Source organism: Streptomyces sp. NPDC096339, assembly GCF_044762985.1.
Classification (GTDB): domain Bacteria; phylum Actinomycetota; class Actinomycetes; order Streptomycetales; family Streptomycetaceae; genus Streptomyces.
Genome location: NZ_JBIWFI010000027.1, coordinates 17212 through 41434, shown reverse-complemented (window position 1 = coordinate 41434; position 24223 = coordinate 17212). Strand labels below are relative to the sequence as shown.

Here is a 24223-nt window from a genome sequence, read left to right as displayed (position 1 = left end):
CCCGGCCGCCGCCGGAACATCTCTGCACTACCCCGGACCGGACGTCGTACCCGACTTGTCTCGACCCCTGAATCAACACCGGCCCCCACCGGTGTCACGCATCAGCGTAGGGCCGGGGGCGACACGCGGTTGGCCGAATAGCAGAAGTTTTCCCTGTGATTTTCCTGTGGGGGCGGCCCGAACAGGCTTTGTGGTGGCTTGAATTCGACTGCACCGAAGGTCCGGATGGCGGCATCCGCACCGGCGTGTGCCACGGGCAGTTGCACGGGGTGTGTTTCACCCGGCGTGTGCACGCCGGGCGCCCGCGCACAGCGCCCGCCCACCGCGCGTGGCGGACACGCACGCGCCCCCCGCACCGGCAGGGTGCGGGGGGCGCGTGGGAAAGCGGATGAGCCGGGTGGTTCAGGAGGCGTCCCTGCGCGCGAAGTTCCACGCGTCCGTGATGATGCCGGTGAGGTCCGGGCGGCTCGGGGTCCACCCCAGGCGCTCGTGGGCCGTGCGCGCGGAGGCCACCAGCTTCGCCGGGTCGCCGGCCCGGCGCGGGGCGACGACCTCGGGGATCTCGTGGCCGGTCACCTTGCGGACGGTCTCGACGACCTCGCGCACCGAGAACCCGCTGCCGTTGCCCAGGTTGCAGATCAGGTGCTCGCCCGCGGTGGCGTTCTCCAGCGCGGCCAAGTGGGCCTCCGCCAGGTCCGCGACGTGGATGTAGTCGCGGACGCAGGTGCCGTCGGGGGTCGGGTAGTCCTCGCCGAACACCGAGATCGCCTCCCGCTCGCCCAGCGCGACCTGGAGCACCAGCGGGATCAGGTGGGTTTCGGGGCTGTGCCGCTCGCCGAACTCCTTGTAGGCGCCGGCCACGTTGAAGTAGCGCAGGGACACCGCGGCCAGGCCGTGCGCCACGCACTCCCCCGCGATCATGTGGTCGACGGCCAGCTTCGAGGCGCCGTACGGGTTGGTCGGCGCGGTCACCGAGGCCTCGGTCAGCAGTCCCTCCGTCGGCTCCCCGTAGGTGGCGGCGGTGGAGGAGAACACCAGCTTGCCCACGCCCGCCGCGCGCATCGCCGCCAGCAGTGCGAGGGTGCCGCCGACGTTGTTCTCCCAGTACTTGCCCGGGTTCACCACGGACTCGCCGACCTGCGAGGAGGCCGCGAAGTGCAGGACGCCGTCGAAGGAGCCGTCCACGTACCGCGCGGCGTCCTGGATCCGGCCCTCGATGAAGGCGGCGCCCGCCGGGATGCCCTCGCGGAAGCCGGTGCTGAGGTCGTCGAGGACGGTCACCTCGTGGCCGGCCTCCAGCAGGTGCGCCGCGACCACGCTGCCGACGTATCCGGCGCCACCCGTTACAAGGTACTTGCTCACTCGACTACTGCCTCTCCCAGGGAAACGCGCACAGGGGGTACGCGCGTGCTAGGAGACTGGCTTACCCGATGAGGCGGCTCCGGGGAAATCCGGGCCCCCGATCAGGCCTCCCCCACGCCCCGCAGCGGGCCCGCCCGGTCCAGCAGGCCGGTACGGGCGGCCAGCGCGGCCGCCTCCAGCCGCGAGCCCACGCCCAGCTTCATCAGGACCCGCTGCACGTGCGTACGGGCCGTGCTCGGGGCGATGGCCATGCCCGCCGCGATCAGCCGGGTGTCCTCGCCCTCCGCGACCCGTACCAGCACCTCCACCTCGCGCGGGGTCAGCAGCCGCAGCAGCCTGCTGCCCTCGTCGTCGGGCTGGGCGGCGGGGTTCAGGAGCTCCGCGAACGCCCCCTGGAGCAGCTGGGGGGCGATCGCCGGCTCCCCCGCCCGCGCCTTGGCCAGGGCGCGCTCCACGCCCTCGATCCGCTCGTCCTGGCGTACGTAGCCCGAGGCGCCCGCGGCGAAGGCGGCGGCGATGCCGCGCGGGCTGGGCACCGGGCCCAGGACGACGACGGCGATCTGCGGCCTCTCCCGCTTGATCCGCACGACCGGTTCGAAGACCCCGGGTTCGGCGGGGGTCGCGGTCCCCAGCAGGCAGACCTCGGGGGCGCGGCCGATGACCAGTTCGGCGGCGCCCGCGGCCGGGGCGGTGGCCGCCAGCACCCGGTGGCCGCGCAGTTTCAGGGCAGAGGCGAGCGCCTCGGCCAGCAGCCGGTGGTCGTCGACCACCACGACCCGTACGCCCATTGAGGCACCCACCCCCGAATCATCTGACCCGGCAAGCTACACGCTTGTTCGACGGTGCGCGCCGGTATCGACGCAGAAGCCCCCGGAAGGACGGACCTTCCGGGGGCTTCCTGCCACGTGCCGGCGCTTCGTACGCCGTGGCGCGGCGGCGGCGCGCGCGGGTCAGCGCACGGTGTAGGAGAGGAAGAGGAACTCCGGGTCGCTCTTCTCCGAGTACGGCTTGCGGACGTTCTGGCGGGCCATGAAGAGCTTGCCGTTGTGGAACCGGAACTCGGAGTGCGTCGGCGAGAAGGCGAGCTCGGCCTGCTGGAGCGCCTTGTCCGACGGATTCTCCATGAGGAGGGTCTCCTTCATCGTCTTGCCGTCGATGCTGACGATCTGGCTGCCCTTGTCGTACGGGGGCTCCTTGTAGGCGATGATGTTCGGCCCGTCCATGCGCAGCGGCGTGATCTGGTAGCGCTCGCCCGCGTCGGCGCGGTCGGTGGTCTGCTTGCCCGTCGACAGGTCGAAGGAGAGCAGCTCGTTGGTGCGGCCGAGGCCGGAGTCCTTGCCCTGGTGCTCCTTGGAGGGCAGGTAGAGCTTGCCGTTGCCGACGACCATGCCCGAGCACTTCTCGACGTCGGTGGCCCCGCAATCGACGTCGAAGTCTCCGGAGGCGATCGAGATGCGCGACTTCAGCTCGCCCTTGTCGTCGACGATGAACAGGTCGCTGACGCTGGAGCCGTTCTTCGCGGTCTTGCCGACGTCGGCCGAGACGACCAGCGGCTTGGTGGAGACGATGCCGGCGTAGTCGATGCCCGGGGAGAGCTTGTACGAGGACTTGGGCGCACCCGTGGCAGGGTCCAGGACCTGTGCGTACAGGGTGTAGTTGGGGCTCTGGCCGCACTTGCGGATCACGGCGAGGGCCTCGCCGCCGGCGTAGCCGGTGTCGCGGCAGTTTTCGGCATCGACCTTGGGGGACCACAGGGACTTGCCGTCGGCGAGGTTCCAGGCGGCGCCGCCGATGGAGATGTCGGCGGCGGCCACGGTGTTGCCGCTGATCGTGACCTCGCCCAGGTTCCCCGGCCTGTCACCGCCGTTGCTGCTCTTGGCGTTGGCGGACCAGACGAGCTTGCCCGCCTCCAGGTCGATGACGCCGACCTCGGTGCACGGCAGGTACTTCTTCTCGGGCGTCGGCTGGGCGGCCTTGAAGAGGATCGCCGACTTGTTCTGGCTGACGTGCTTGGTCGCTCCGCAGACCTCGCCCGGGAGCGGGATCTCCCACTTCTTGCCGCCGTCGACCAGGTTGTAGCCGACGACCTTGTTCACGTCGGACTTCACGTAGGTGGAGTCGGTGATCCAGGAGCCGACGGTGTTGACCTGCTCGGCCGGCTGCGGGCTCGGCAGGTTGAACAGCGTCTTCGACTTGGGGTTCGACGGGACCCGCTCGGTGCCCGACCCGCCGTCCTGGGACTTGTCGTTGTCCGTGGAGGCGCCGGGGCCGCTCGCGGTGGACTGCTTGCCGCCGTCGTCCCCTCCGTCGCCGGAGGCGTACCACAGTCCACCGCCGACGATGAGGACGATGGCCAGGAGGGCCGCGCCGACGATCATCAGCTGGTTGCGCTTGTCGTTGCCGCCGGTCGGGGCGCCCGCCGCCGGGGGCTGGGGCGCGTACATGGGCGTGGTGGCGGGGCCGGGCTGCTGCTGCGGGTAGCCGTAACCGGGCCCGGGCTGCGGGTATCCGTACGCGGGCTGTCCGGGGGCCGGCGGTGCGGCCGGCGGCGGCACGGGCTGGGCAGCGGGCTGGACCGGCATGGTCGCGGGCTGGGGAGGCTGCTGCGCGGGCACCGGCGGCCCGGGCGGCGGAGGCGGGGCGAACCCGCCCGGCGGGGGATCCTGCGGCGCTCCGAAGCCGCCGGACGGCGGCTGGCTGGGGGGCGGCGGGGTACTCATGCTTTTCTACTGCCTCTCGGTGGGCGGCTCGTCGGACACGTTCACTTTCCAAAGGCCATGAGGAGCTTCTCTTCCTTGCCCTCGGCCTTCAGGTGGCCGGTGGAGATGAAGAACCGTCCGTCCGCGTAGTCGACCTTCGGGAGACGGAACGAGTGCTCGATCGGAGCGGCGGGGCCCGACGGGTTGCGCAGGAGTGCGGTGGGGGTGCCACCGGCGGCGGGGATCGAGAGGATCTCGCCGCCCTTGTCCTCCTCGGCCACGCGGTAGAAGACCAGCTGTCCGTCCGCGGCCTTGAGCGGGGTGATGGTGCGCTTGTCCCCGGCCGGGGTACGCCACTTGGCCTTTCCGGTGGTCAGGTCGAAGGCGACGATCTCGTTCGCCGTGCCGTCCGACTCCTTGGTGGCCAGGTAGAGGGTGTTGTCGGCGACGACGGAGGAACCGCACGTCGTCACGGACCGGAAGAGCCCGGTGTCGCCGCAGCCGACGGGGAAGTTGCCCTCGCCGGTGAGGGTGGCGGTCTGCTTGCCGTCGGGGCCGATGACCACGATGGAGCGCTCCTCGCTCTCCTCCTTGCCGAGGTCGAGGACGAGCGGGTCCACCGAGTAGATGCCGGTGACCTTGAACTTCGGGGGGAGCCGGAAGGTCCAGCCCTTCTGGCCGGTGACCGGGTCGGTGCCCTGGACCTCGACGGTGCGGTTCTCGTCCTCGCAGGTGGCGAGGGCGATCATCTTGCCGTTGCCGGCCGTGTAGGAGTCGGGCCGGCACCCCTCCGGCTGGTTGCTGGTGAACAGCTTGTCGCCGGTGCTGATCCTGAAGGCGCTGGCGTTGCCGCCGCGGCTGATGGCGACGGTGTCGCCGGTGATGTCGACCGAGGGGCTGGTGAAGAGGTCGAAGAGGCCTTCCTTGGGTACTTCCTTCGACCAGACCTCCTTGCCCGTCTTCAGGTCGACCACGCGCATCTGGGTGCAGGAGGCGCTGTCCGACTCGCCGTCCTTGTACATGACGACCGTCTTGCCGTCGGTGGTGGTCTGCGGGGTGGTGGCGCAGATCGGGGCGGGGAAGGGCAGTGTCCACTTCTCCTTGCCGTCGGCGGCCGAGTAGGCGGTGAGGGAGTTCCCGACGCCCTTGACGACGGCGTCGCCGGCCACCCACTGGCCCGGGGAATCCACCCCCATGCCAGGGCCGTCGATCTTGACCGTTTTGAGCCAGAGGACCTTGCCCTCGCCCTGCTTGCGGCCCGAGTTGAGGTCCGCTTCCCGGCTTCCGTCGCCGCTGCCGTCGCCCTTGTCCACGGAGCTCGACGCGGAGGGTTTGCCGTCGGTGGGCGGCTCCTGCGCGACGGGCTTCTTAGGGTCGTCGTCCCCGCCGGAGAAGGCGATGTAGCCGACCCCTCCGATGAGCAGGAGCGCCGCCACGGAGGCGGCGATCAGTACGGTGAGCTTCTTCTTCTGAGGCATCCCGGGCGCGGGCGACGGCATCCCGGGCAGGCCGGGGGGCGGCGGCGGGTATCCGTACCCGGGCTGCGTCGGGGGCTGTTGGGGATGCTGGAACTGCTGTGGTTGCTGCGGCTGCGGGAGGGGCTGTTGCTGGGCGTACGGGTTGGCTCCCTGTGGCGGAAAGCCGTACCCGGACGACTGCGGCGGGCCGGGCAGGTGTCCGTAACCGGAAGGAGTCGGCGGCTGGTTCGGCGGCTGGGGCGGCTCGGTCATCAGCGCAACCTTCGGCTTCGGATGGTCGTGGGGGGATGACCTTTCTATCACTGACGGCCTTCGACGAGCGGGCCGGTCCGCCCCTGTTCCCAAGGGAGGACCGGCCCGTGACGCCGCCGTTATCGGGTCTGTCGCCGCGCTCCGGCTACTGGGCCTCTTCGGCCAGTTCCAGCCAACGCATCTCCAAATCGTCCCGTTCCGAGAGGAGTTCGCGCAGTTCCGCGTCGAGCTTGGCGACCTTGTCGTAGTCGGTGGAGTGCTCGGCGATCTGAGCGTGCAGGTTGCTCTCGCGGTCGGAGAGCTTGTTCAGCTGCCGCTCGATTTTCTGGAGTTCCTTCTTGGCCGCGCGGGAGTCCCCGGAGGAGGTGGACTTCGCGGCGGCGGCGGCCGGCGCGGGCGCCGGGGCGGCCGCCTCGATCATCCGCTGACGGCGCTCCAGGTACTCGTCCAGGCCGCGCGGCAGCATCCGCAGGCTCGCGTCGCCGAGCAGGGCCATCACCGTGTCGGTGGTGCGCTCGATGAAGAACCGGTCGTGGGAGATCACGATCATCGAGCCGGGCCAGCCGTCGAGGAGGTCCTCCAGCTGCGTCAGGGTCTCGATGTCGAGGTCGTTGGTGGGCTCGTCGAGGAAGAGGACGTTGGGCTCGTCCATCAGCAGGCGCAGGATCTGCAGCCTGCGCCGCTCACCGCCGGAGAGGTCGCCGACGGGCGTCCACTGCTTCTCCTTGGTGAAGCCGAACTGCTCGCACAGCTGGCCCGCCGTCATCTCGCGGCCCTTGCCGAGGTCGACGCGGTCGCGTACGCGCTGGACTGCTTCCAGGACCCGCAGGGACGGGTCGAGTTCGCCGACCTCCTGGGAGAGGTAGGCGAGGCGGACGGTCTTGCCGACGGTGACCTGGCCGGCGGCGGGCTGGCTCTCGCCCTGGGTGCGGGCGGCTTCGGCCAGGGCGCGCAGGAGGGAGGTCTTGCCGGCGCCGTTGACGCCGACGAGGCCGATGCGGTCGCCGGGGCCGAGGTGCCAGGTCAGGTGCTTGAGGAGGACCTTGGGGCCGGCGTGGACGCTGACGTCTTCCAGGTCGAAGACGGTCTTGCCGAGGCGGGCGTTGGCGAAGCGCATCAGCTCGGACTTGTCGCGCGGCGGCGGCACGTCGGCGATCAGCTCGTTGGCCGCCTCGATGCGGTAGCGCGGCTTGGAGGTGCGGGCCGGGGCGCCGCGGCGCAGCCAGGCCAGCTCCTTGCGCATCAGGTTCTGCCGCTTCTGCTCCTCGGTGGCGGCGATCCGCTCGCGTTCGGCGCGGGCGAAGACGTAGTCGCTGTAGCCGCCCTCGTACTCGTGGACGTCTCCGCGCTGGACGTCCCACATGCGGGTGCAGACCTGGTCGAGGAACCAGCGGTCGTGGGTGACGCAGACGAGGGCGGAGCGGCGGGCCTGGAGGTGGCCGGCCAGCCAGGAGATGCCCTCGACGTCGAGGTGGTTGGTGGGCTCGTCGAGGACGAGGAGGTCCTGGTCGGCGATGAGCAGCTTGGCGAGCGCGATCCGGCGGCGCTCGCCGCCGGAGAGCGGGCCGATGACGGTGTCGAGGCCCTGGCCGAAGCCGGGCAGGTCGAGCCCGCCGAACAGGCCGGTCAGCACGTCGCGGATCTTGGCGTTGCCGGCCCATTCGTGGTCGGCCATGTCCCGGATGATCTCGTGGCGGATGGTGGCCGCGGGATCGAGGGAGTCGTGCTGGGTCAGGACGCCCATGCGCAGGCCGCCCGACTGGGTGACGCGCCCGGTGTCGGGCTCCTCCAGCTTGGCCAGCATGCGGATGAGGGTGGTCTTGCCGTCGCCGTTGCGGCCGACGACACCGATCCGGTCCCCCTCGGATACGCCGAGGGAGATGCCGTCGAGCAGGGTACGTGTGCCGTACACCTTGCTGACTGCCTCGACATTGACCAGATTGACGGCCATCAGACGCGCTCCAGGGAAGGGGTGTGGATCAGCCCCTCAGCCTAACGCGCCGGGCAGCGCCGGACCGTTCCACCAGGAGCCAGCCGCCCAGTGCCATCGCGATGGCGGCCGGCGCGGTGACGGGAACGGCGATCAGTACGGCACTGTGCCCGTCGAGCAGGCCGCCGAGGCCGGTCATGGAGAGCCCGAGGATGCCGAGGAGGCACAGGGTGATGCCGGCGGCGGCGCGGGGGCCGCTCCCGGGGGCGGTGGTGGGCGCGGTGGTGGGCGCGGTGGCGGGGGCCGCGGCCGGCCTCGGCGGGGCCTCGAAGCGGCGGAACAGGGCGACCAGGACCCCGGTCAGGGCGGCCGCCACCAGGATCCGTACGGGCACCTGCGCCCACCAGGCGGCGGTGGCGGGCTCGGGCAGGGCGATCCCGAGGGCGAGCTGGGCTCCGTACACGGCGAGCATGGCGGTGAGGTGCCAGAGGAAGGCGGTCATGGCGATCCCGTTGGCGGCGACGACCCCGCGCCAGACCCGGGGGCGGGCCAGCCAGGCGCCGGCGGGCCCCACCAGGAGCTGGACGGCGCCGACGAGCCACAGGCCGTGGCAGAGCAGGGCCAGGGTGGGCGGGGCCATGTTGGAGACCTTCTCGCCGGGCATCCCCACCATGGACAGCGGGTACGGGCCGTACGCCACCAGCAGCGCGGCCCCGGCCAGGCCCGCGGCGGCGAGGAGGGCGGGACGGCGGATCCGGCCGTCGGCGCGGAGGAAGCCGAGCTGGTGGACGGCCAGCCAGACGAAGGCGAAGTTCAGGAACTCCACGTAGGGAACGCCGAGCGCGAAGCGCAGTACGTCCACGACGACGGCCGCGCCGAACAGCCCGGCGAAGGCCGCCCAGCCGTGGCGCTCGTGCAGTTTCAGCAGCGGCGGGGTGAAGGCCACCATGGCGAGGTAGATCCCGATGAACCACAGCGGCTGCGTGACCATCCGCAGCGCGGCCCCGGCCAGCCGCCCGCTGCCGTGCCCGGCCAGCTGTACGGCGAGCGCGAGGGCGGCCCACACGACGACGAAGACGAGCGTGGGCCGCAGCAGCCGGCGCAGCCGGGCGCGCAGGAAGTCCGCGTAGACGGGCCGGCCGTCGCTCCGGCGCGCCAGGGAGCGGTAGGACAGCGCGTGCGAGAACCCGCCGACGAAGAAGAACACCGGCATGATCTGCAGCCCCCAGGTGAGCACCTGGAGCCCGGGCACGACGGCGAGGAGGTTCCCTATGCCGCCGGTGCTGACGGCGGCCATCAGCCAGTGCCCGCCGATGACGGTGCCGAGGGCGGCGACCCTCAGCAGGTCGACGTACCGGTCCCGTCCGGCGGGGGTGGCCTCGGCCATGTCGCGTGCGCTCGCTGTCATGCCCCTACGCTCGCGCGCGACCCGGCTCCGCCGACAGGGTGCGGGTACTCAACTCCCGCCTGAGTACTGCCCCGGACCCCTGCCCCGACCCTGCCCCGGCCACCGCCGGGAGGTGCCCCCTGCCTCAGCGGCGGCGGGGCCGGCTCTGCCGCTGCGTGCGGCGCCGTTGCGGGGGCTCCGCCCCCGGACCCCCGCTCCTCAAACGCCGGAGGGGCTGGATTTTCCCCGGCGGCGCCTCGAACGCCGGCGGGGCTGGTTTGCCTCTGGCTGGGCTGACATTGCCCTCCGGGCCGGCAGCCGCACTTGGCGGAGGCAGCAGCCGAATCCAGCCTCGCCGGCGATTGAGGCGCCGCCGGAGGCACAGGCGGCCGCACCTGGGCGGACGGCAGGAGCCGAATCCAGCCCCTCCGGCGTTTGAGGAGCGGGTCTGGGCGGAGCCCAGGGTGCCGCGCAGTGGCATCTCAGCCGCGGGGCTACGGCAGGACCGTGGCGCCGGGGGCCGGGGAGGTCGCCACGCGGGTGGTGCGGCAGGTGCCGGAGGCTTCCAGGGCCGCGGCCACCTTCAGGGCGGATTCGGCGTCCCGGACCAGGAAGGCCGTGGTCGGGCCGGAGCCGGAGACCAGCGCGGCCAAGGCTCCGGCGTCCGTGCCCGCCGCCAGGGTGTCCGCCAGCGACGGCCGCAACGACAGCGCGGCCGGCTGGAGGTCGTTGGCCAGGACAGCCGCCAGCGCGTCCGGGTCCCCGGAGGCGAGGGCCGCGAGGAGCGCCGGGGAGGCCACGGGCTCCGGGATCTCCCGGCCCTCGGCGAGGCGGTCGAACTCCCGGAACACCGCCGGCGTGGACAGCCCGCCGTCGGCCACCGCGAACACCCAGTGGAAGGTGCCCGCCTCCACGGGGGTCAGCAGTTCCCCGCGTCCCGTGCCGAGCGCGGCCCCGCCGACCAGGCTGAAGGGGACGTCGCTGCCGAGCTCCGCGCAGATGTCGAGGAGCTGCGGCAGCGGGGTGTTCAGGCCCCACAGCGCGTCGCAGGCGACCAGCGCCGCCGCGCCGTCCGCGCTGCCGCCGGCCATGCCCCCGGCCACCGGGATGTTCTTCGCGATGTGGAGGTGGACGGAGGGGGAGAGCCCGGCCCGCGCCGCGAGGATCTCGGCGGCCCGCGCGGCCAGGTTCGTACGGTCCAGCGGCACCTGGTCGGCGTCCGGGCCGGTGCAGGTGACGGTGAGGGAGTCCGCGGGCGTCGCCGTGACCTCGTCGAAGAGGGAGACGGCGAGGAAGACGTTGGCGAGGTCGTGGAAGCCGTCGGGGCGCGCCGCGCCCACCGCCAGCTGGACGTTGACCTTCGCGGGGACCCGTACGGTCACGCTCTCGTGCGTACGGGTGCTCACAGCGCCGGCCTCTCCGCCTGCGGCTTGTGCTCGGCGATCGCGGCGAACTCCTCCACCGTCAGGGACTCCCCGCGCGCCTGCGGGGAGATCCCCGCGGCGACCAGCGCCTCCTCGGCGCCCGCCGCGGAACCGGCCCAGCCGGCCAGTGCGGCGCGCAGCGTCTTGCGGCGCTGGGCGAAGGCGGCGTCCACGACCGCGAACACCTCCGCCTTCGAGGCGGTGGTCTTGATCGGCTCGGTGCGGCGGACGAGGGAGACGAGGCCCGAGTCGACGTTGGGCGCCGGCCAGAAGACCTTGCGGCCGATGGCGCCGGCCCGCTTGACGTGCGCGTACCAGTTGGCCTTGACGGAGGGGACCCCGTAGACCTTGTTGCCGGGTTCGGCGGCGAGCCGGTCGGCGACCTCCGACTGCACCATGACGAGGGTCCGCTCGATGCTCGGGAACCGGTCGAGCATGGTCAGCAGGACGGGGACGGCCACGTTGTAGGGCAGGTTGGCGACGAGCGCGGTGGGCGCCGGCCCGGGCAGCTCCGTGACCAGCATGGCGTCGGAGTGGACGAGCGCGAAGCGGTCCTTGCGGTCGGGCATCCGCGCCTCGATGGTGGCGGGCAGAGCGGCCGCGAGGATGTCGTCGATCTCGACGGCGGTGACCCGGTCGGCGGCCTCCAGCAGAGCGAGCGTCAGCGAGCCCAGCCCCGGCCCGACCTCGACGACCACGTCGTCGGGCCGCACCTCGGCGGTGCGCACGATCCGGCGCACCGTGTTGGCGTCGATGACGAAGTTCTGCCCCTTCTGCTTCGTCGGCTTCACGCCGAGTACGGCGGCCAGCTCCCGGATGTCGGCCGGGCCGAGGAGGGCGTCGGAAGGGGTGGGGGGGTTCTCGTTGGGCTGCTGCTCTGCGGTGCTCACCGGGCAAGACTACGGCCGCAGTGAGGCCACGGGCTCGCCCCCCGCTGCACGTAGAGCTTCTTCGCCCGGTACGTCTGCTCGGAGGCGGGCGCGTCCTGGGGGCGGCCGCTGCCGCCGAGGGCCTGCCAGGTGCGGACGTCGAACTGGTAGAGGCCCCCGTACGTTCCCGAGGCGTCGGTCGCGGAGGGGCGGCCGCCGGATTCGCACTGGGCGAGGGCGGCCCAGTCGAGGCCGTCGGCGCCGGAGACGGAGGTGGGCAGCGGCTTCGTGCCGACCCTGACCAGCTGGGTGACGGGCTCGCGGACCATCTCCTCGGCGATGCGGCGCGGCTTCTGCCGGACCCCGTTGACGGTGCGCAGGCCGTAGGTGACCCGGCGGGCGCCGGGCCGGCCGGCGCGTTCGACGACCTCGGTGCCGGTGAAGAGGGAAGGGTCCTCGGTCTTCTCGACGGCGTAGGGGATGCGTTCCTCCCGGACCTCGCGGGTGCCGGTGATGCGCAGGACGGTGACGGTCTGGCCGTCGCGCGGGAAGGAGTCAGGGGGGACGGAGGTGGTGTCCTGGCCGTGGAGGGTGATGCCGGCCTGGTCGAGGGCCTCCTGGACGCTGGCCGCGTTGGTGCGGATGGTGCGCTCGCTGCCGTCGGCGAGGAAGGTGACGCTGCGTTCGGTGCGGACGCTGAGGGCGAGGCCCGTGCGGGGGACGGGGGCCGTGCGGGGGGAGGAGAGGTAGGCGCCCTCGGCGCGGATGCCGAGCTGGTGCAGGGCGCCCTCGACGGTGCGGGCGGTCGTCCACACCTGGCGGGGCTGTCCGTCGAGGGTCAGGCGCAGGGGGCGGCCGTAGCGGACGATGACCTCTTCGCCGTCGTCGAGGGGTTCGCCGGGGGCGGGGGCGACGAGGTCGTGGGGGCCGACGCCGAGGCCTTCGGAGGCCAGCAGTTCGTCGACGTCGTCGGCGAAGGTGTGGAGGTTCTTCGGGACGCCGTCCACGGTGAGCCGGACCGTCTTGTCCGCGGCGACGAAGGCGGTGGTGCCGCCGGCGAGGAAGGCGACGACGAGTGCCTGCGGCACGATCCGCCGCCAGGTCCCTCCCGGTCCGGGCGGGGGTACGACCGCGGCCCGCCGCCGACGGGTGCCGGGCCCGGCCGGGGCCGGCAGGGTGGCGGCCTCCCCGCCCCGGCGGCGGCCGGTACCCGCGGGCGCCGGCACCGTGGCGGGCTCTGCGCCCCGGCGGCGGCCGGTGCCGGGTCCGGCGGGGGCCGGCAGGGGGGCGGGCTCTCCGCTTCGGCGGCGGCCGGTGCCGGCGGGGGCCGACGAGGGGGCGGGGTCTTGGCCCCGGCGGCCCGTGCCGGGGCCGGCCTGGGCGGGGGCCCCGGCGTGGCGCCTTCCGGGCCCCGGCGGGGCCTCTGCGCCGGGCGGGGCGTCCGCGGCGCCGCGCCGTCGTCCCGGCCCCGGCGGGGCGGCGGCCGGCTCACCGCCCGCTGCGCCCCGGCGGCGGCCCCCGGCCGGTGCGGCATCCTGCGGGGCGGGGGCGGGGGCAGGGGCGGACGCAGGGGCAGGGGCGGGGGCGGTCGGCCGTTCGGGGCCCTGTCCCCGGGCCCGCCGCCGAGCGCCACGGCCGCCGCCCCGCGGCGCCGGCACCTCCGGGGCGTCCGCCCCGGGCGCGGCCCCGGAGGCGTACCAGGGATCGGACCCGAAGCCGGGCCCCGGTGCGGACCCGGAGGCCGGCTCCTGTCCGGACCCGGGCGCAGGGCCCGGTGCGGCCTCGAAGCCGCTCCCCTGCACGGCGGCCGGGCCGAAGGCGGGTTCGGGAGCCGGCCCGAAGCCCGGGCCGGAGGCCGGCCCCGGTGCAGGCACGGAGGCGGCCGCGGCGGTCGGCCCGGGTCCCGGCCCGGGTCCCGGCCCGGGACGGCCGCGGCGGTGACTGCCCTGCGTATCGCTCACGACGCTCGCTCCCCTGGTGGTCGGCACCCGCTGGTTCGGGGCACGGCACCTTAGCGGAGGAGTCGTCACAGTCCAAAGTCGTACGACTACTCAGGGTGGCGTCGGGTGGTGTCAGTAGTCGAAGGCGCGGGCCGTGTTGGCCGCCAGGGCCGTGGCCATCGCGTCCTCGTCGATGCCGCGCACGGCGGCCATGGCGCGCACCGTCAGCGGAATGAGGTACGGCGCGTTGGGCCGTCCGCGGTACGGCGCCGGGGTCAGGTAGGGGGCGTCGGTCTCCACGAGGACGAGTTCCAGCGGGGCCACGGCCAGGGCCTCGCGCAGCGGGGCCGCGTTCTTGAAGGTGACGGTCCCCGCGAAGGACATGTAGTACCCGGCGGCGGCGCACTCCCGGGCCATGTCGGCGTCCCCGGAGTAGCAGTGGAAGACGGTCCGCTCCGGGGCGCCCTCCTCGCGCAGTACGCGCAGTACGTCCGCGTGGGCCTCGCGGTCGTGGATGACGAGTGCCTTGCCCTGCCGCTTGGCGATCTCGATGTGGGCGCGGAAGGAACGCTCCTGCGCGGCCATCCCCTCCGGCCCGGTGCGGAAGTAGTCCAGCCCGGTCTCGCCGACCGCCTTGACGTGGTCGAGGGCGGCCAGCGCCTCGATCTCCGCGAGCGCCTCGTCGAGGGCCGCGTCGCCGCCGCCCGCCCGCGCGCCCTGCCGGGACCAGCCGTCGGGGTCCCCGTGCACGATGCGGGGGGCCTCGTTGGGGTGCAGGGCCACGGCCGCGTGGACGTTCTCGTACGCCGCCGCGGTCTCGGCGGCCCACCGGGAGCCCTTCACGTCGCAGCCCACCTGGACGACGGTGGTCACCCCGACGGAGGCGGCCTTCGCGAGGCCCTCCTCGACGGTGCCGGACTGCATGTCCAGGTGGGTGTGCGAATCCGCGACCGCCACCCGCAGGGGTTCGGGCAGCGGCGGCGGCGCGTCTTTCGAGGAGGAGCTCATGCGGCCGATCTTATGACCGGCGGAAGATCCCCATCAGCCGGGAGAGCCGGCCCCGGCCCCGCTCCGGCTCGTCCACCGGCACGGGTCCCGGGGAGTCGTGCGTGCGCGGCTTGGGGGTCCGGGGGACGTTCGCCCCGGCCGGCACCGGCCCGGCGATCCCGGGTGCGATGCGGTGGTGGTAGAGCCTGTCGATCGTGCCGAGCACCGAGGAGACCTGACCGGCCCGCATGATCCGCACGACGTGGCCGCCGCAGTTCATGCAGGTCGGGTTGGACAGCGGGGAGGGCACCCGCTCGCCGCCGACCTTGTACATGATGAACGGCTCGCCCTTGCCGTCCGTGTGGTGTTCTATCGCGTAGGCCTGCTCCCAGGCGTATCCGCACTTCATGCAGGCGAAGGAGTACGCCTCGTGCACGGTCTGCACGGGAGCGGATACAGGGCCGGGTACCGCGGCGGCTACGGGTACCGGGGTGTCAGCGATCTCACTCATGCCAGCTCCTCTTGTTCCACTGGTGCCATTGCCAGTGGACGCCTCTTCGGGCGGGAGCGCATCAGGCCCTGTCTACTGTTGGACGGTCTTTGGGCGACTCATGCCCCAAAGCGCCCGGTGCGCGGTCTGAGCTTTGCTTTTCAGGTTAGCTCTTTACCGACCTGGGGCACCTTTTGAGCCACATTCTTTGCCGCGACGACCGCGTCGAACACTTCCCGCTTGGGTACTCCGGCCTCCGCCGCGACCGCCGCGATGGCCTCCTTGCGGCGCTCCCCCGCCTCCTCTCGCACCCGCACCCGCCGCACCAGCTCCTCGGCGTCCACGTCCCCGGGTCCGGCCGCGGGGGCCCCCTCGACCACGACGGTGATCTCCCCGCGCACGCCCTCGGCCGCCCAGGCCGCCAGCTCGCCGAGGCCGCCGCGCTTGACCTCCTCGTACGTCTTCGTCAGCTCGCGGCACACGGCGGCCCGCCGGTCCGCGCCGAAGACCTCGGCCATCGCGGCCAGGGTGTCGTCGAGCCGGTGGGGGGCCTCGAAGTAGACGAGGGTGCGCCGCTCGCCCTCGACCTCGCGCAGCCGGCCGAGGCGCTCGCCCGCCTTGCGCGGCAGGAACCCCTCGAAGCAGAAGCGGTCCACGGGCAGCCCGGACAGGGCGAGCGCGGTGAGCACGGCGGAGGGTCCGGGGACGGCGGTGACCTTGATGTCCTTCTCCACGGCGGCGGCCACGAGCCGGTAGCCGGGGTCGGAGACCGACGGCATGCCGGCGTCGGTCACCAGGAGTACGCGCTTGCCGTCCTCCAGCGCCTCGACGAGCTCGGGGGTGCGCGCGGACTCGTTGCCCTCGAAGTACGAGACGACGCGCCCCGTGGTGTGCACGCCGAGCCCCTGGGTCAGTCGGCGCAGCCGGCGGGTGTCCTCGGCGGCGACCACGTCGGCCCTTTCCAGCTCGGCCGCGAGCCGCGGCGGGGCGTCCGCGAGATCGCCGATGGGCGTCCCGGCGAGGACGAGCACGCCTGTGGAGGAGGGTTCGGTGCGGAGGGGCTGGTCAGTCGTCACCGGCCCATCCTCTCAGTCCCGTGGCCCGCCGCCCCCCGGGTACTGGGGCGCACACAGATCTCTTCCCTACGATGTGCCGGTGACCAGTACCGCGACGCCGCCGCCCAGCCCCGCGGGGGCACCTCCCGCCCTGCCGTCGGGACGGGCCGAAGAGCAGCCCACCTGGCTGCGCCGCCTGCGCGGCTTCGGTTACGCACCGCCCGCCGGCGCGTCCGCGCGCGCGGACCTCCGCGGCCGCCTGGTGCCGCCGTACGCGCAGCCGTCCCCACAGCTGTGGATGACCTTCGGGCTGCGGCCCGAGGTGTGGGGGACGTGGAACCGGATCCTGGCGTGGGCGGGGCCGGTGCTGGTGGCGCTGGTCGCGGGAGTGCTGAGGTTCGTGCACCTGGGCAGCCCGAAGGCGGTGATATTCGACGAGACGTACTACGCCAAGGACGCCTGGGCCACGATCAAGCAGGGGTACGAGGCGAGCTGGCCCAAGGACATCGACAAGCTGATCCTCGACAATCCGCACGCGGTCGCCCTCCCGGCGGACGCCGGCTACGTCGTGCACCCGCCCGTCGGCAAGTGGGTCATCGGGCTCGGCGAGTGGATGTTCGGATTCACCCCCTTCGGCTGGCGGTTCATGACCGCTCTGCTCGGCACCCTGTCGGTGCTGATGCTGTGCCGGATCGGGCGCCGGCTGTTCCGCTCCACCTTCCTGGGGTGCCTGGCGGGCGCGCTGCTCGCGGTGGACGGGCTGCACCTGGTGATGAGCCGCACCGCGCTGCTCGACCTGGTGCTGATGTTCTTCGTGCTGGCCGCGTTCGGGGCGCTGCTCATCGACCGGGACAGGACCCGGGCCCGGCTCGCGGACGCGCTCCCGGTGGACGAGGAGGGTCGTACCCGGCCCGATCTGAAGATCGCCGAGACGCTGCGGCTGGGCCTGCGCCCGTACCGGATCCTGGCGGGCGTCTGCCTGGGTCTGGCGGCCGGCACGAAGTGGAACGGCTTCATCGCGCTGGCGTTCTTCGGTGTCCTGACCGTGCTGTGGGACGCGGCCGCGCGCCGTACGGCGGGCGCGGGGGCCCCGTACGCGTCGATGCTGCGCCGCGACGCGCTGCCCGCGTTCCTGTCGACCGTCCCGGTCGCGATCGTCACGTACCTGGCCTCCTGGTCGGGGTGGATCTTCAGCCCGGACAACGGCAAGGGCGGCTACCTGCGCGACTGGGCGGCCAAGTACGACCAGAAGAGCTCGCTGTCGTTCCTGCCGGAGTGGGTGCGGAGCCTGTGGCACTACGAGACCGAGGTCTACAAGTTCCACGTCGGTCTGACCTCGGGGCACACCTACGAGTCGAACCCGTGGAGCTGGCTGGTCCTGGGCCGGCCCGTCTCCTATTTCTACGAGTCCCCCGCGCCCGGCACGGACGGCTGCCCGGCGACGGAGACGGGCAAGTGCGCCCGCGAGGTGCTGGCTCTGGGCACCCCGCTGCTGTGGTGGGCGGGCTGCTTCGCGCTGCTGTACGTGCTGTGGCGGTGGTTCTTCCGGCGCGACTGGCGGGCGGGCGCGATCGCGTGCGCGCTGGGCGCGGGTCTGCTGCCCTGGTTCAACTACCAGGAGCGGACGATCTTCTACTTCTACGCGGTGGTCTTCGTCCCCTACCTGTGCCTGGCGGTGGCGATGATGATCGGGGCCCTGCTGGGGCCGGCCGGCTCCTCGGAACGCCGCAGGGCCCTGGGCGCGATCGGGGCGGGTGTGCTGGTGCTGCTGATCGCGTGGAACTTCATCTACTTCTGGCCGATCTACACGGGTCAGACCCTGCCGATGGATTCGTGGCGGGGCCGGATGTGGCTGGACACCTGGGTCTGACCGGTCCCGTCCGCAGGAGGGCCTTCCCGAACACGGGAAGGCCCTCCTGCCGTTTACCGGCTCCTTTCGGCCATCGAGGTTCCGTTCCGGTAACAAGAGCGAAGTCGGGCGGCGACGCGGCGTAAGGTCCACACCAAAAGATCTTTGAACATGTTCAGAGAACTGTGGGCTCGGGGGAGGGTTCGAAATGAACGGGGCGGCAAAGGGCGCTGTGGTCGGCGGGGTGTTCCTCGCACTCGTCGGCGGCGCCGGGTACGGGGTGTACGCGCTGGTCGGGGACAGCGGCAACGGGAAGGACGGCGCGAAGGACGACACGACCTCCGTCCAGGCGGCCAAGGGCAGCGGGCCGATCACCGACAAGGAAACCGCCGCCACCGCGAAGGCCTTCCTCGCCGCCTGGGCCGCCGGGGACTCGGCCGCGGCGGGCGCGCTCACGAACAACGAGCATGACGCGCAGCCCGCCGTCAGCGAGTTCAAGGCGAAGGCGCTGGTGTCCAAGGTCGTGATCACCCCCGGCGCGTACAACGGCACCAGCGTGCCCTTCAAGGTGGAGGCCGAGATCACGTACGAGGGGACCACCAAGCCCCTCGTCTACGACTCCGAGCTCACCGTGGTGCGCGGGCTGACCACCGGGAAGCCCCTGGTCGACTGGAAGGACTCGATCATCCACCCGCAGCTCCAGCGGGGCGAGAGGCTGCGCGCGGGTTCCCCCGCGACCCCGCCGGTCAAGGCGCTCGACCGCAACGGCAAGGAGCTGACCGCGGAGCAGTACCCCTCGCTGCGGGCCGTACTGGACGACCTGCGCAAGGCGTACGGGGAGAAGGCGGGCGGCGTGAAGGGGGCGGAGGTGTGGATCGAACCGTTCACCCCGAACGACCCCAGGCGGACCCTGATGACGCTGGCCGAGGGCAAGCCGGGGGAGATCCGGACCGTGCTGGACGCCGATGTGCAGGCCGCGGCGGAAAAGGCGGTGGCGAAGTACCCCGAGGCCTCGGTGGTCGCGGTCCAGCCGAGCACGGGCGAGATCCTGGCCGTGGCCAACCACCGCAAGGACGGCTTCAACGCGGCGATGCGGGGGGCGCGGGCGCCGGGCTCGACGATGAAGATCGTGACGGGGGCCATGCTGATCGAGAAGGGTCTGGTGTCGGCGGACAAGCCGGCCGCCTGCCCCGCCACCGCCACGTGGGAGGGGCGGACCTTCCACAACCTGAACAACTTCAAGTCGGAGGGGGAGACCTTCGCGTCGAGCTTCGCCAGGTCCTGCAACACCGCCTTCATCAGCCTGATCGACAACGTGGGCGACAACGGGGCGCTGCCGCGTGAGGCGAAGGAGGTCTTCGGCATCGGGCTGGACTGGAAGACCGGGATCGCCTCGCGGGACGGGTCGGTCCCGGAGGCCTCCGGGTCGGGCGCGGCCGCCGCGTACATCGGCCAGGGCACGATCACGATGAACCCGCTGAACGTCGCCTCGATCACGGCGACGGCCCGGACGGGGGTGTTCCGTCAGCCGGTGATCGTGAAGGCCGCGCTGGACGGACGCACCCTGGCCACCGCCTCGCGCTCCTTGAAGCCGGGGGTGTCGGCGCAGCTGGTGAAGATGATGAGGCTGACGGCGACGAACGGCACCGCCCGCGAGGCGATGGCCTCCGTGGGCGGCTCGGACAAGGGAGCGAAGACCGGCTCCGCGGAGGTCGACGGCGCGGGCAGCCCGGACAGCTGGTTCACCGGCTTCAGCGGCGACGTGGCCGCGGCGGCGATGGTCGAAGCGGGCGGCCACGGCGGCGAGACGGCGGGCCCGATCGTGGCGGAGGTCCTGAACGCCGGGTAGCCCTCCCGGGCGGGGTCGGGCCGGGCCTCCGGGCGGGCCACCGCTGCCGGGGCGGAGCCCCGACAGGCAGGTCCCGCCCAGGGGACACCACCCAGCCCCTCCGGCGTTTGAGGAGCGGGGTCCGGGGCAGCGCCCCGGCAGCGGCGCCGCACCCGGCAGGCCGGCCCCGGGGGAAACCTCCTCGACCCGCCACCGACCGCGGCGCTAGCGTCCCCCCATGACGACCACCCCCACGCACCCCCTGTTCGCCGAGGCCCTCGCCGGGCTGGGGCTCGAGCTCGCCGTCCGGAGCTTCCCCGAAGGGACCCGTACGGCCGCCGACGCCGCCGCCGCGATCGGCTGCGAGCTCAGCCAGATCGTGAAGTCGCTGATCTTCGCCGCGGACGGGGTCCCCGTACTGGTCCTCATGGACGGCGCCTCACGGGTCGACGTCGAGGCCGTACGACGCGAGCTCGGCGCGGGGAAGGTCACCCGGGCGGACGCGGCCGTGGTCCGGGAAACCACCGGCTACGCCATCGGCGGGGTCCCGCCCTTCGGGCACCGGACCCGCACCCGGGTGCTGGCCGACCGGTCCCTGCTGGCCCACACCGAGGTCTGGGCGGCCGCCGGCACCCCGAACACCGTGTTCCCGATGGCCCCCGAAGAGCTCATCGCGCACGCGGGTGCCACGCTCGCCGACGTACGCGAAGGCTAGAGCGCCGACTTCAGGGCGCGCACCAGCGCCTGCGCACGCGGGTCGGCCGTGACCGACTTGGCGTGGGCGTTGGTGACGTAGCCGAAGCCGATGCCCGCCTCCGGGTCCGCGAAGGCCAGGGAGCCGCCGCGGCCCGGGTGGCCGAAGGAGGCCGGGGAGAGCAGCGGGGAGGAAGGGCCGTGCAGCATGTAGCCGGGGCCGAAGCGGGTGTTCACGACCAGCACCCGGTCGGGGCCCGACGACAGCTCCCGGCCGGCCAGCGCGGTGGTCTCCGGGGTGAAGACGCGGGCGCCGTCCTCGACCACGCCGATGGTGGCCCCGTAGAAGCGGGCCAGGGCGCGGGCCGTGCCGATGCCGGCCGAGCCGGGGAGCTCGGCGGCCTGGTACACGGGGTCGTTCTCGTCCGGCTGGGGGTCGATGGCCGCGAAGGCGCGACGGGTGAGGGAGTCCGGGTCGGCGTACGCCTCGGAGACGTTCCGCCGCGGCCGGGTCTTCAGCAGGCCCGCGCGCTCCGGCGGGTCGACGGGAGCCACCCGGCCCACCCGGTGCGCCTCGGCCTCCGGCAGACCTATCCAGAAGTCCAGCCCCAGCGGCTCGGCTATCTCCTCCGCCAGGAACGAGCCGATGGTGCGGCCGGTGGCCCGGAGCACCAGCTCGGAGACCAGCCAGCTGAAGGTCTGCGCGTGGTAGCCGTGCTCGGTGCCGGGTTCCCAGAAGGGCCGCTGCGCGGCGACCGCGTGCGCCCCGCTGACCCCGTCCGCGGCCTCGGCGACGGTCAGCCCCCGGTCCAGTGCCGGAACGCCGGCCCGGTGGGAGAGCAGGTCGCGGACGAGCGTCTTCTCCTTGCCGCCCGTCTTGAACTCCGGCCAGTACGAGCCGACCGGCGCGTCCAGGTCCAGCAGGCCGCGCTGGTGCAGCAGCAGCGGCACGGCGGCGGCCACGCCCTTCGTGGCGGAGCGGACTATCTGCGCGGTGTCCTCGCCCCAGGGCTCGGCGCCTTCGCCGCCGTCGGCGTCCTTCGTGCCGCCCCACAGGTCGACGACCTTGCGGCCGTCCCGGTAGACGGCCACCGCCGCGCCCCGGTCACCGAGCACCTCGAAATTGCGTACGAAAGCCTCGCGGACGGGCTCGAAGCCCTCCGCCACCGACCCGTGGACATCCACGTCTACTCCCAGCACCTGCCGCGGCGCCCCGACGGCGCCTACGCAACGATGCAACGCCTGCTGGACGGCCCTGCTTCCCGGGCCCCCGGAACGACTCACCGGGCCCGGCCCCCGACCGGCGGACGGAGGCCGACGCAGCGGCTCGAAGCCCGGGAGGCGCCCCGGCGCCGATCAGTGCGAGGGGCGCGTCAGAAGGGGCGAGCGCGGGTCGAAGCCGAACGGCAGCTCCAGGCGGTGCGCCCGCATCAGCTCCTCGTCGCACAGCAGCTCCTGGGTGCGGCCGTCGGCGGCGATGACCCCCTCGCTGAGGATCACCGAGCGCGGGCACAGCTCCAGTGCGTACGGCAGGTCGTGGGTCACCATCAGCACGGTCACGTCGAGCGAGCGCAGGATGTCCGCGAGCTCGCGGCGCGAGGCCGGGTCGAGGTTGGACGAGGGCTCGTCGAGGACGAGGATCTCCGGCCGCATGGCGAGGACCGTGGCGACGGCCACCCGGCGGCGCTGGCCGAAGGACAGGTGGTGCGGGGGCCGGTCGGCGAAGTCCGCCATGCCGACCTGCTCCAGCGCGTCCCGCACCCGTTCCTCCAGCTCCGCGCCGCGCAGACCCGCGGCCGCGGGGCCGAAGGCCACGTCCTCGCGGACGGTCGGCATGAACAGCTGGTCGTCGGGGTCCTGGAAGACGATCCCGACCCGGCGGCGGATCTCGGCGAAGTTCCGCTTCTCCACCGGCAGCCCGGCCACGGCCACCGAGCCCACCCCGCCGCCCAGGATCCCGTTGAGGTGCAGCACGAGGGTGGTCTTGCCGGCGCCGTTGGGGCCGAGCAGGGCGACCCGCTCGCCGCGCCCGACGCTCAGGTCCACCCCGAAGAGGGCCTGGTGGCCGTCGGGGTAGGCGTAGGCGAGGCCGGTCACTTCAAGGGAAGGAGGGGCAGCGGGGGAGGGAGAGTCGGCAGGGGTCACAGGGACCATCCCATCAGACAGACGGCGAGGGCCGTCACCGGGAGCGTCGCCGCGTACGCCCACTGGGCGCGGGTGGCCACGACTTCGTCGATCACCGGCATCGAGCCGGCGTAGCCGCGGCTGACCATCGCGAGGTAGACCCGCTCGCCGCGCTCGTAGGAGCGGATGAACAGCGCGCCGGCCGTCTTGGCCAGCACCCCCCAGTGGCGGATGCCTCTGGCCTCGAAGCCGCGCGAGCGGCGGGCGATGGACATCCGGCGCAGCTCGTCGCCGATGACGTCCCCGTAGCGGATCATGAAGGAGGCGATCTGTACGAGCAGCGGAGGCAGCTTCAGTCGTTGCAGCCCGAGCAGCAGTGCCCGCAGTTCCGTCGTCGAGGCGAGCAGGACGGAGGCGGCGACGCCGAGCGTGCCCTTGGCCAGGACGTTCCAGGCGCCCCACAGCCCGGAGACGCTGAGCGACATGCCGAGGACCTCCACGCGTTCGCCCTGCGCGACGAACGGCATGAGCACGGCGAAGGCGACGAAGGGGATCTCGATCAGCAGCCTGCGCAGCAGGAAGCCGGCCGGGATGCGGGCCGCGGCGGCGGCGGCCGCGATGAGGAGCGCGTACACCCCGAAGGCCCACACCGCCTCGCGCGGTGTGGAGACGACGACCACGACGAAGGCGAAGGTCGCCGCCAGCTTGCAGTGCGGGGGCAGGTCGTGGACGGGCGTGCGGGCGGTCCGGTACAGCTTGTGGGCGTGTCCCGCGCCCATCAGACCGCGGCCGACGGCTCGGCCGAGGGCTGGGTCGTGCGGCGGCGCCGTACGGCCCAGAAGATCCCGGTGCCCACGGCCACGGTCGCGCCGACTCCGAGGGCGCCCGCGAGGCCGCCGGAGAGGCGGGCGTCGGCGACGTCCTTGACGGAGTAGTCGGCGAGCGGGGAGTCCTTGGCGGCGTGCTCCTGGACCTTGGCGTCGATGCCCTGGTCGGCGGCGACCTTCTCCAGGCCGTCGGGGCTGGCGGAGGCGTAGAAGGAGACGAAGCCGGCCAGGACGAGGGCGGTGACCAGGCCGGTGACCCACACCTTCGTGGTGGAGCGGGCGGCGACGGGCGCGGCGGCGGCCGCCGGCGCGTCGACGAGTTCGCCGCCGACGCGCAGCTTCAGCGGGGCGCTCAGGCCGCGCGCCCCGTGCACGAGGTCGGGCCGTACGGCGATCACGGCGCCCACGGTCGCCGCGGTGATGGCGGCCTCGCCGATGCCGATGAGGACGTGTACGCCGACCATCGCGGTGAACACCTTGCCGATGGGTACGTCGGTGGTGCCGCCGATGGCGTAGATGGCGGTGAAGGCGGCGGCCGCGCCCGGGACCGAGAGCAGGGCCCCGGCGAAGGCGGCGACGGTCACGGAGCGGCGGCCGGCCGGCAGCATCTTGAGCAGTCCGCGGAAGACCGCGTAGGCGACGACGACGGTGACGACGCCCATGACGGTGATGTTGACGCCGAGGGCGGTCAGCCCGCCGTCGGCGAAGAGGATGCCCTGCATGAGGAGGACCACCGACACGCACAGCACGCCGGTGTAGGGGCCGACGAGTATCGCGGCGAGCGCCCCTCCGAGCAGGTGCCCGCTGGTGCCGGCGGCGACGGGGAAGTTCAGCATCTGAACGGCGAAGATGAAGGCGGCGACGAGCCCGGCGAGCGGCGCGGTGCGCTCGTCGAGTTCGCGGCGGGCGCCTCGCAGGCTGACGGCGACCGCGCCGGCCGCCGCCACTCCGGCGGCCACCGATACGGGTGCGTTGATGAATCCGTCGGGCACGTGCATGGGGGCTCCGCTTTCTCGCAGTTTTCAGCCG

19 protein-coding genes are annotated in these 24223 nt (G+C 73.0%); 3 read left to right on the top strand and 16 right to left on the bottom strand.

Going from position 1 to position 24223, the window contains the following annotated elements; genetic code table 11:
- Positions 1-402: 402 nt before the first annotated feature.
- The 12 genes from galE to rsmI all read right to left on the bottom strand — a co-directional run bounded on the left by galE (position 403) and on the right by rsmI (position 15894).
- Positions 403-1362, bottom strand: a complete 960-nt coding sequence (gene galE, locus ACIQ5Y_RS28040) for a UDP-glucose 4-epimerase GalE (protein WP_403886212.1) — start codon at positions 1360-1362, stop codon at positions 403-405.
- Positions 1363-1463: 101 nt separating this feature from the next.
- Positions 1464-2150, bottom strand: coding sequence for a response regulator transcription factor (locus tag ACIQ5Y_RS28035; RefSeq protein ID WP_403886371.1), 687 nt, complete (start codon positions 2148-2150; stop codon positions 1464-1466).
- 162 nt (positions 2151-2312) lie between these two features.
- Positions 2313-4082, bottom strand: coding sequence for a PQQ-binding-like beta-propeller repeat protein (locus ACIQ5Y_RS28030; protein ID WP_403886209.1), 1770 nt, complete (start codon positions 4080-4082; stop codon positions 2313-2315).
- Between the two features lie 41 nt (positions 4083-4123).
- Positions 4124-5791 carry a PQQ-binding-like beta-propeller repeat protein gene (locus ACIQ5Y_RS28025; protein WP_403886206.1) on the bottom strand — a complete coding sequence of 556 codons (1668 nt, stop codon included), beginning with the start codon at positions 5789-5791 and terminating at the stop codon, positions 4124-4126.
- A 145-nt stretch (positions 5792-5936) separates the two neighbouring features.
- Positions 5937-7742 (bottom strand): ABC-F family ATP-binding cassette domain-containing protein, encoded by a 1806-nt coding sequence (locus ACIQ5Y_RS28020; RefSeq protein WP_403886203.1) that lies wholly within the window; start codon positions 7740-7742, stop codon positions 5937-5939.
- A 28-nt stretch (positions 7743-7770) separates the two neighbouring features.
- A complete protein-coding gene (locus ACIQ5Y_RS28015; protein ID WP_403886200.1) occupies positions 7771-9129 on the bottom strand; it encodes an acyltransferase in 1359 nt (452 codons plus the stop codon).
- A gap of 473 nt (positions 9130-9602) precedes the next feature.
- Positions 9603-10514: a 4-(cytidine 5'-diphospho)-2-C-methyl-D-erythritol kinase gene (locus tag ACIQ5Y_RS28010; RefSeq protein ID WP_403886197.1), complete on the bottom strand. Its 912-nt coding sequence runs from the start codon at positions 10512-10514 to the stop codon at positions 9603-9605.
- Positions 10511-11422 (bottom strand): 16S rRNA (adenine(1518)-N(6)/adenine(1519)-N(6))-dimethyltransferase RsmA, encoded by a 912-nt coding sequence (rsmA, locus tag ACIQ5Y_RS28005; RefSeq protein WP_403886194.1) that lies wholly within the window; start codon positions 11420-11422, stop codon positions 10511-10513. The genes ACIQ5Y_RS28010 and rsmA overlap by 4 nt, the downstream gene beginning before the upstream one ends.
- Positions 11419-12684 carry a ubiquitin-like domain-containing protein gene (locus tag ACIQ5Y_RS28000; RefSeq protein ID WP_403886368.1) on the bottom strand — a complete coding sequence of 422 codons (1266 nt, stop codon included), beginning with the start codon at positions 12682-12684 and terminating at the stop codon, positions 11419-11421. The genes rsmA and ACIQ5Y_RS28000 overlap by 4 nt, the downstream gene beginning before the upstream one ends.
- 789 nt (positions 12685-13473) lie before the next feature.
- Positions 13474-14349: a TatD family hydrolase gene (locus ACIQ5Y_RS27995; RefSeq protein WP_403886191.1), complete on the bottom strand. Its 876-nt coding sequence runs from the start codon at positions 14347-14349 to the stop codon at positions 13474-13476.
- A 10-nt stretch (positions 14350-14359) separates the two neighbouring features.
- Positions 14360-14773, bottom strand: a complete 414-nt coding sequence (locus ACIQ5Y_RS27990) for a hypothetical protein (RefSeq protein ID WP_403886188.1) — start codon at positions 14771-14773, stop codon at positions 14360-14362.
- Between the two features lie 206 nt (positions 14774-14979).
- A complete protein-coding gene (rsmI, locus tag ACIQ5Y_RS27985; protein WP_403886185.1) occupies positions 14980-15894 on the bottom strand; it encodes a 16S rRNA (cytidine(1402)-2'-O)-methyltransferase in 915 nt (304 codons plus the stop codon).
- A gap of 79 nt (positions 15895-15973) precedes the next feature.
- Between rsmI and ACIQ5Y_RS27980 the strand changes: the two genes are divergently transcribed.
- From ACIQ5Y_RS27980 to ACIQ5Y_RS27970, 3 genes are all read left to right on the top strand, one after another.
- Positions 15974-17743: a dolichyl-phosphate-mannose--protein mannosyltransferase gene (locus tag ACIQ5Y_RS27980; RefSeq protein ID WP_403886182.1), complete on the top strand. Its 1770-nt coding sequence runs from the start codon at positions 15974-15976 to the stop codon at positions 17741-17743.
- Between the two features lie 187 nt (positions 17744-17930).
- Positions 17931-19571 carry a penicillin-binding transpeptidase domain-containing protein gene (locus tag ACIQ5Y_RS27975; RefSeq protein WP_403886179.1) on the top strand — a complete coding sequence of 547 codons (1641 nt, stop codon included), beginning with the start codon at positions 17931-17933 and terminating at the stop codon, positions 19569-19571.
- Between the two features lie 217 nt (positions 19572-19788).
- Positions 19789-20265: a YbaK/EbsC family protein gene (locus ACIQ5Y_RS27970; protein ID WP_403886176.1), complete on the top strand. Its 477-nt coding sequence runs from the start codon at positions 19789-19791 to the stop codon at positions 20263-20265.
- Here the strand turns inward: ACIQ5Y_RS27970 and ACIQ5Y_RS27965 are convergent.
- The 4 genes from ACIQ5Y_RS27965 to ACIQ5Y_RS27950 form a co-directional block, all read right to left on the bottom strand.
- Positions 20262-21428, bottom strand: a complete 1167-nt coding sequence (locus ACIQ5Y_RS27965) for a serine hydrolase domain-containing protein (RefSeq protein WP_403886173.1) — start codon at positions 21426-21428, stop codon at positions 20262-20264. The two genes, ACIQ5Y_RS27970 and ACIQ5Y_RS27965, sit on opposite strands and share 4 nt — an antisense overlap.
- A 171-nt stretch (positions 21429-21599) precedes the next feature.
- Positions 21600-22397 carry an energy-coupling factor ABC transporter ATP-binding protein gene (locus ACIQ5Y_RS27960; RefSeq protein ID WP_403886170.1) on the bottom strand — a complete coding sequence of 266 codons (798 nt, stop codon included), beginning with the start codon at positions 22395-22397 and terminating at the stop codon, positions 21600-21602.
- Positions 22385-23146: a cobalt ECF transporter T component CbiQ gene (cbiQ, locus tag ACIQ5Y_RS27955; protein WP_403886167.1), complete on the bottom strand. Its 762-nt coding sequence runs from the start codon at positions 23144-23146 to the stop codon at positions 22385-22387. Before cbiQ ends, ACIQ5Y_RS27960 begins: the two co-directional genes overlap by 13 nt.
- Positions 23146-24192: an energy-coupling factor ABC transporter permease gene (locus ACIQ5Y_RS27950; protein ID WP_403886164.1), complete on the bottom strand. Its 1047-nt coding sequence runs from the start codon at positions 24190-24192 to the stop codon at positions 23146-23148. Before ACIQ5Y_RS27950 ends, cbiQ begins: the two co-directional genes overlap by 1 nt.
- Positions 24193-24223 lie beyond the last annotated feature (31 nt).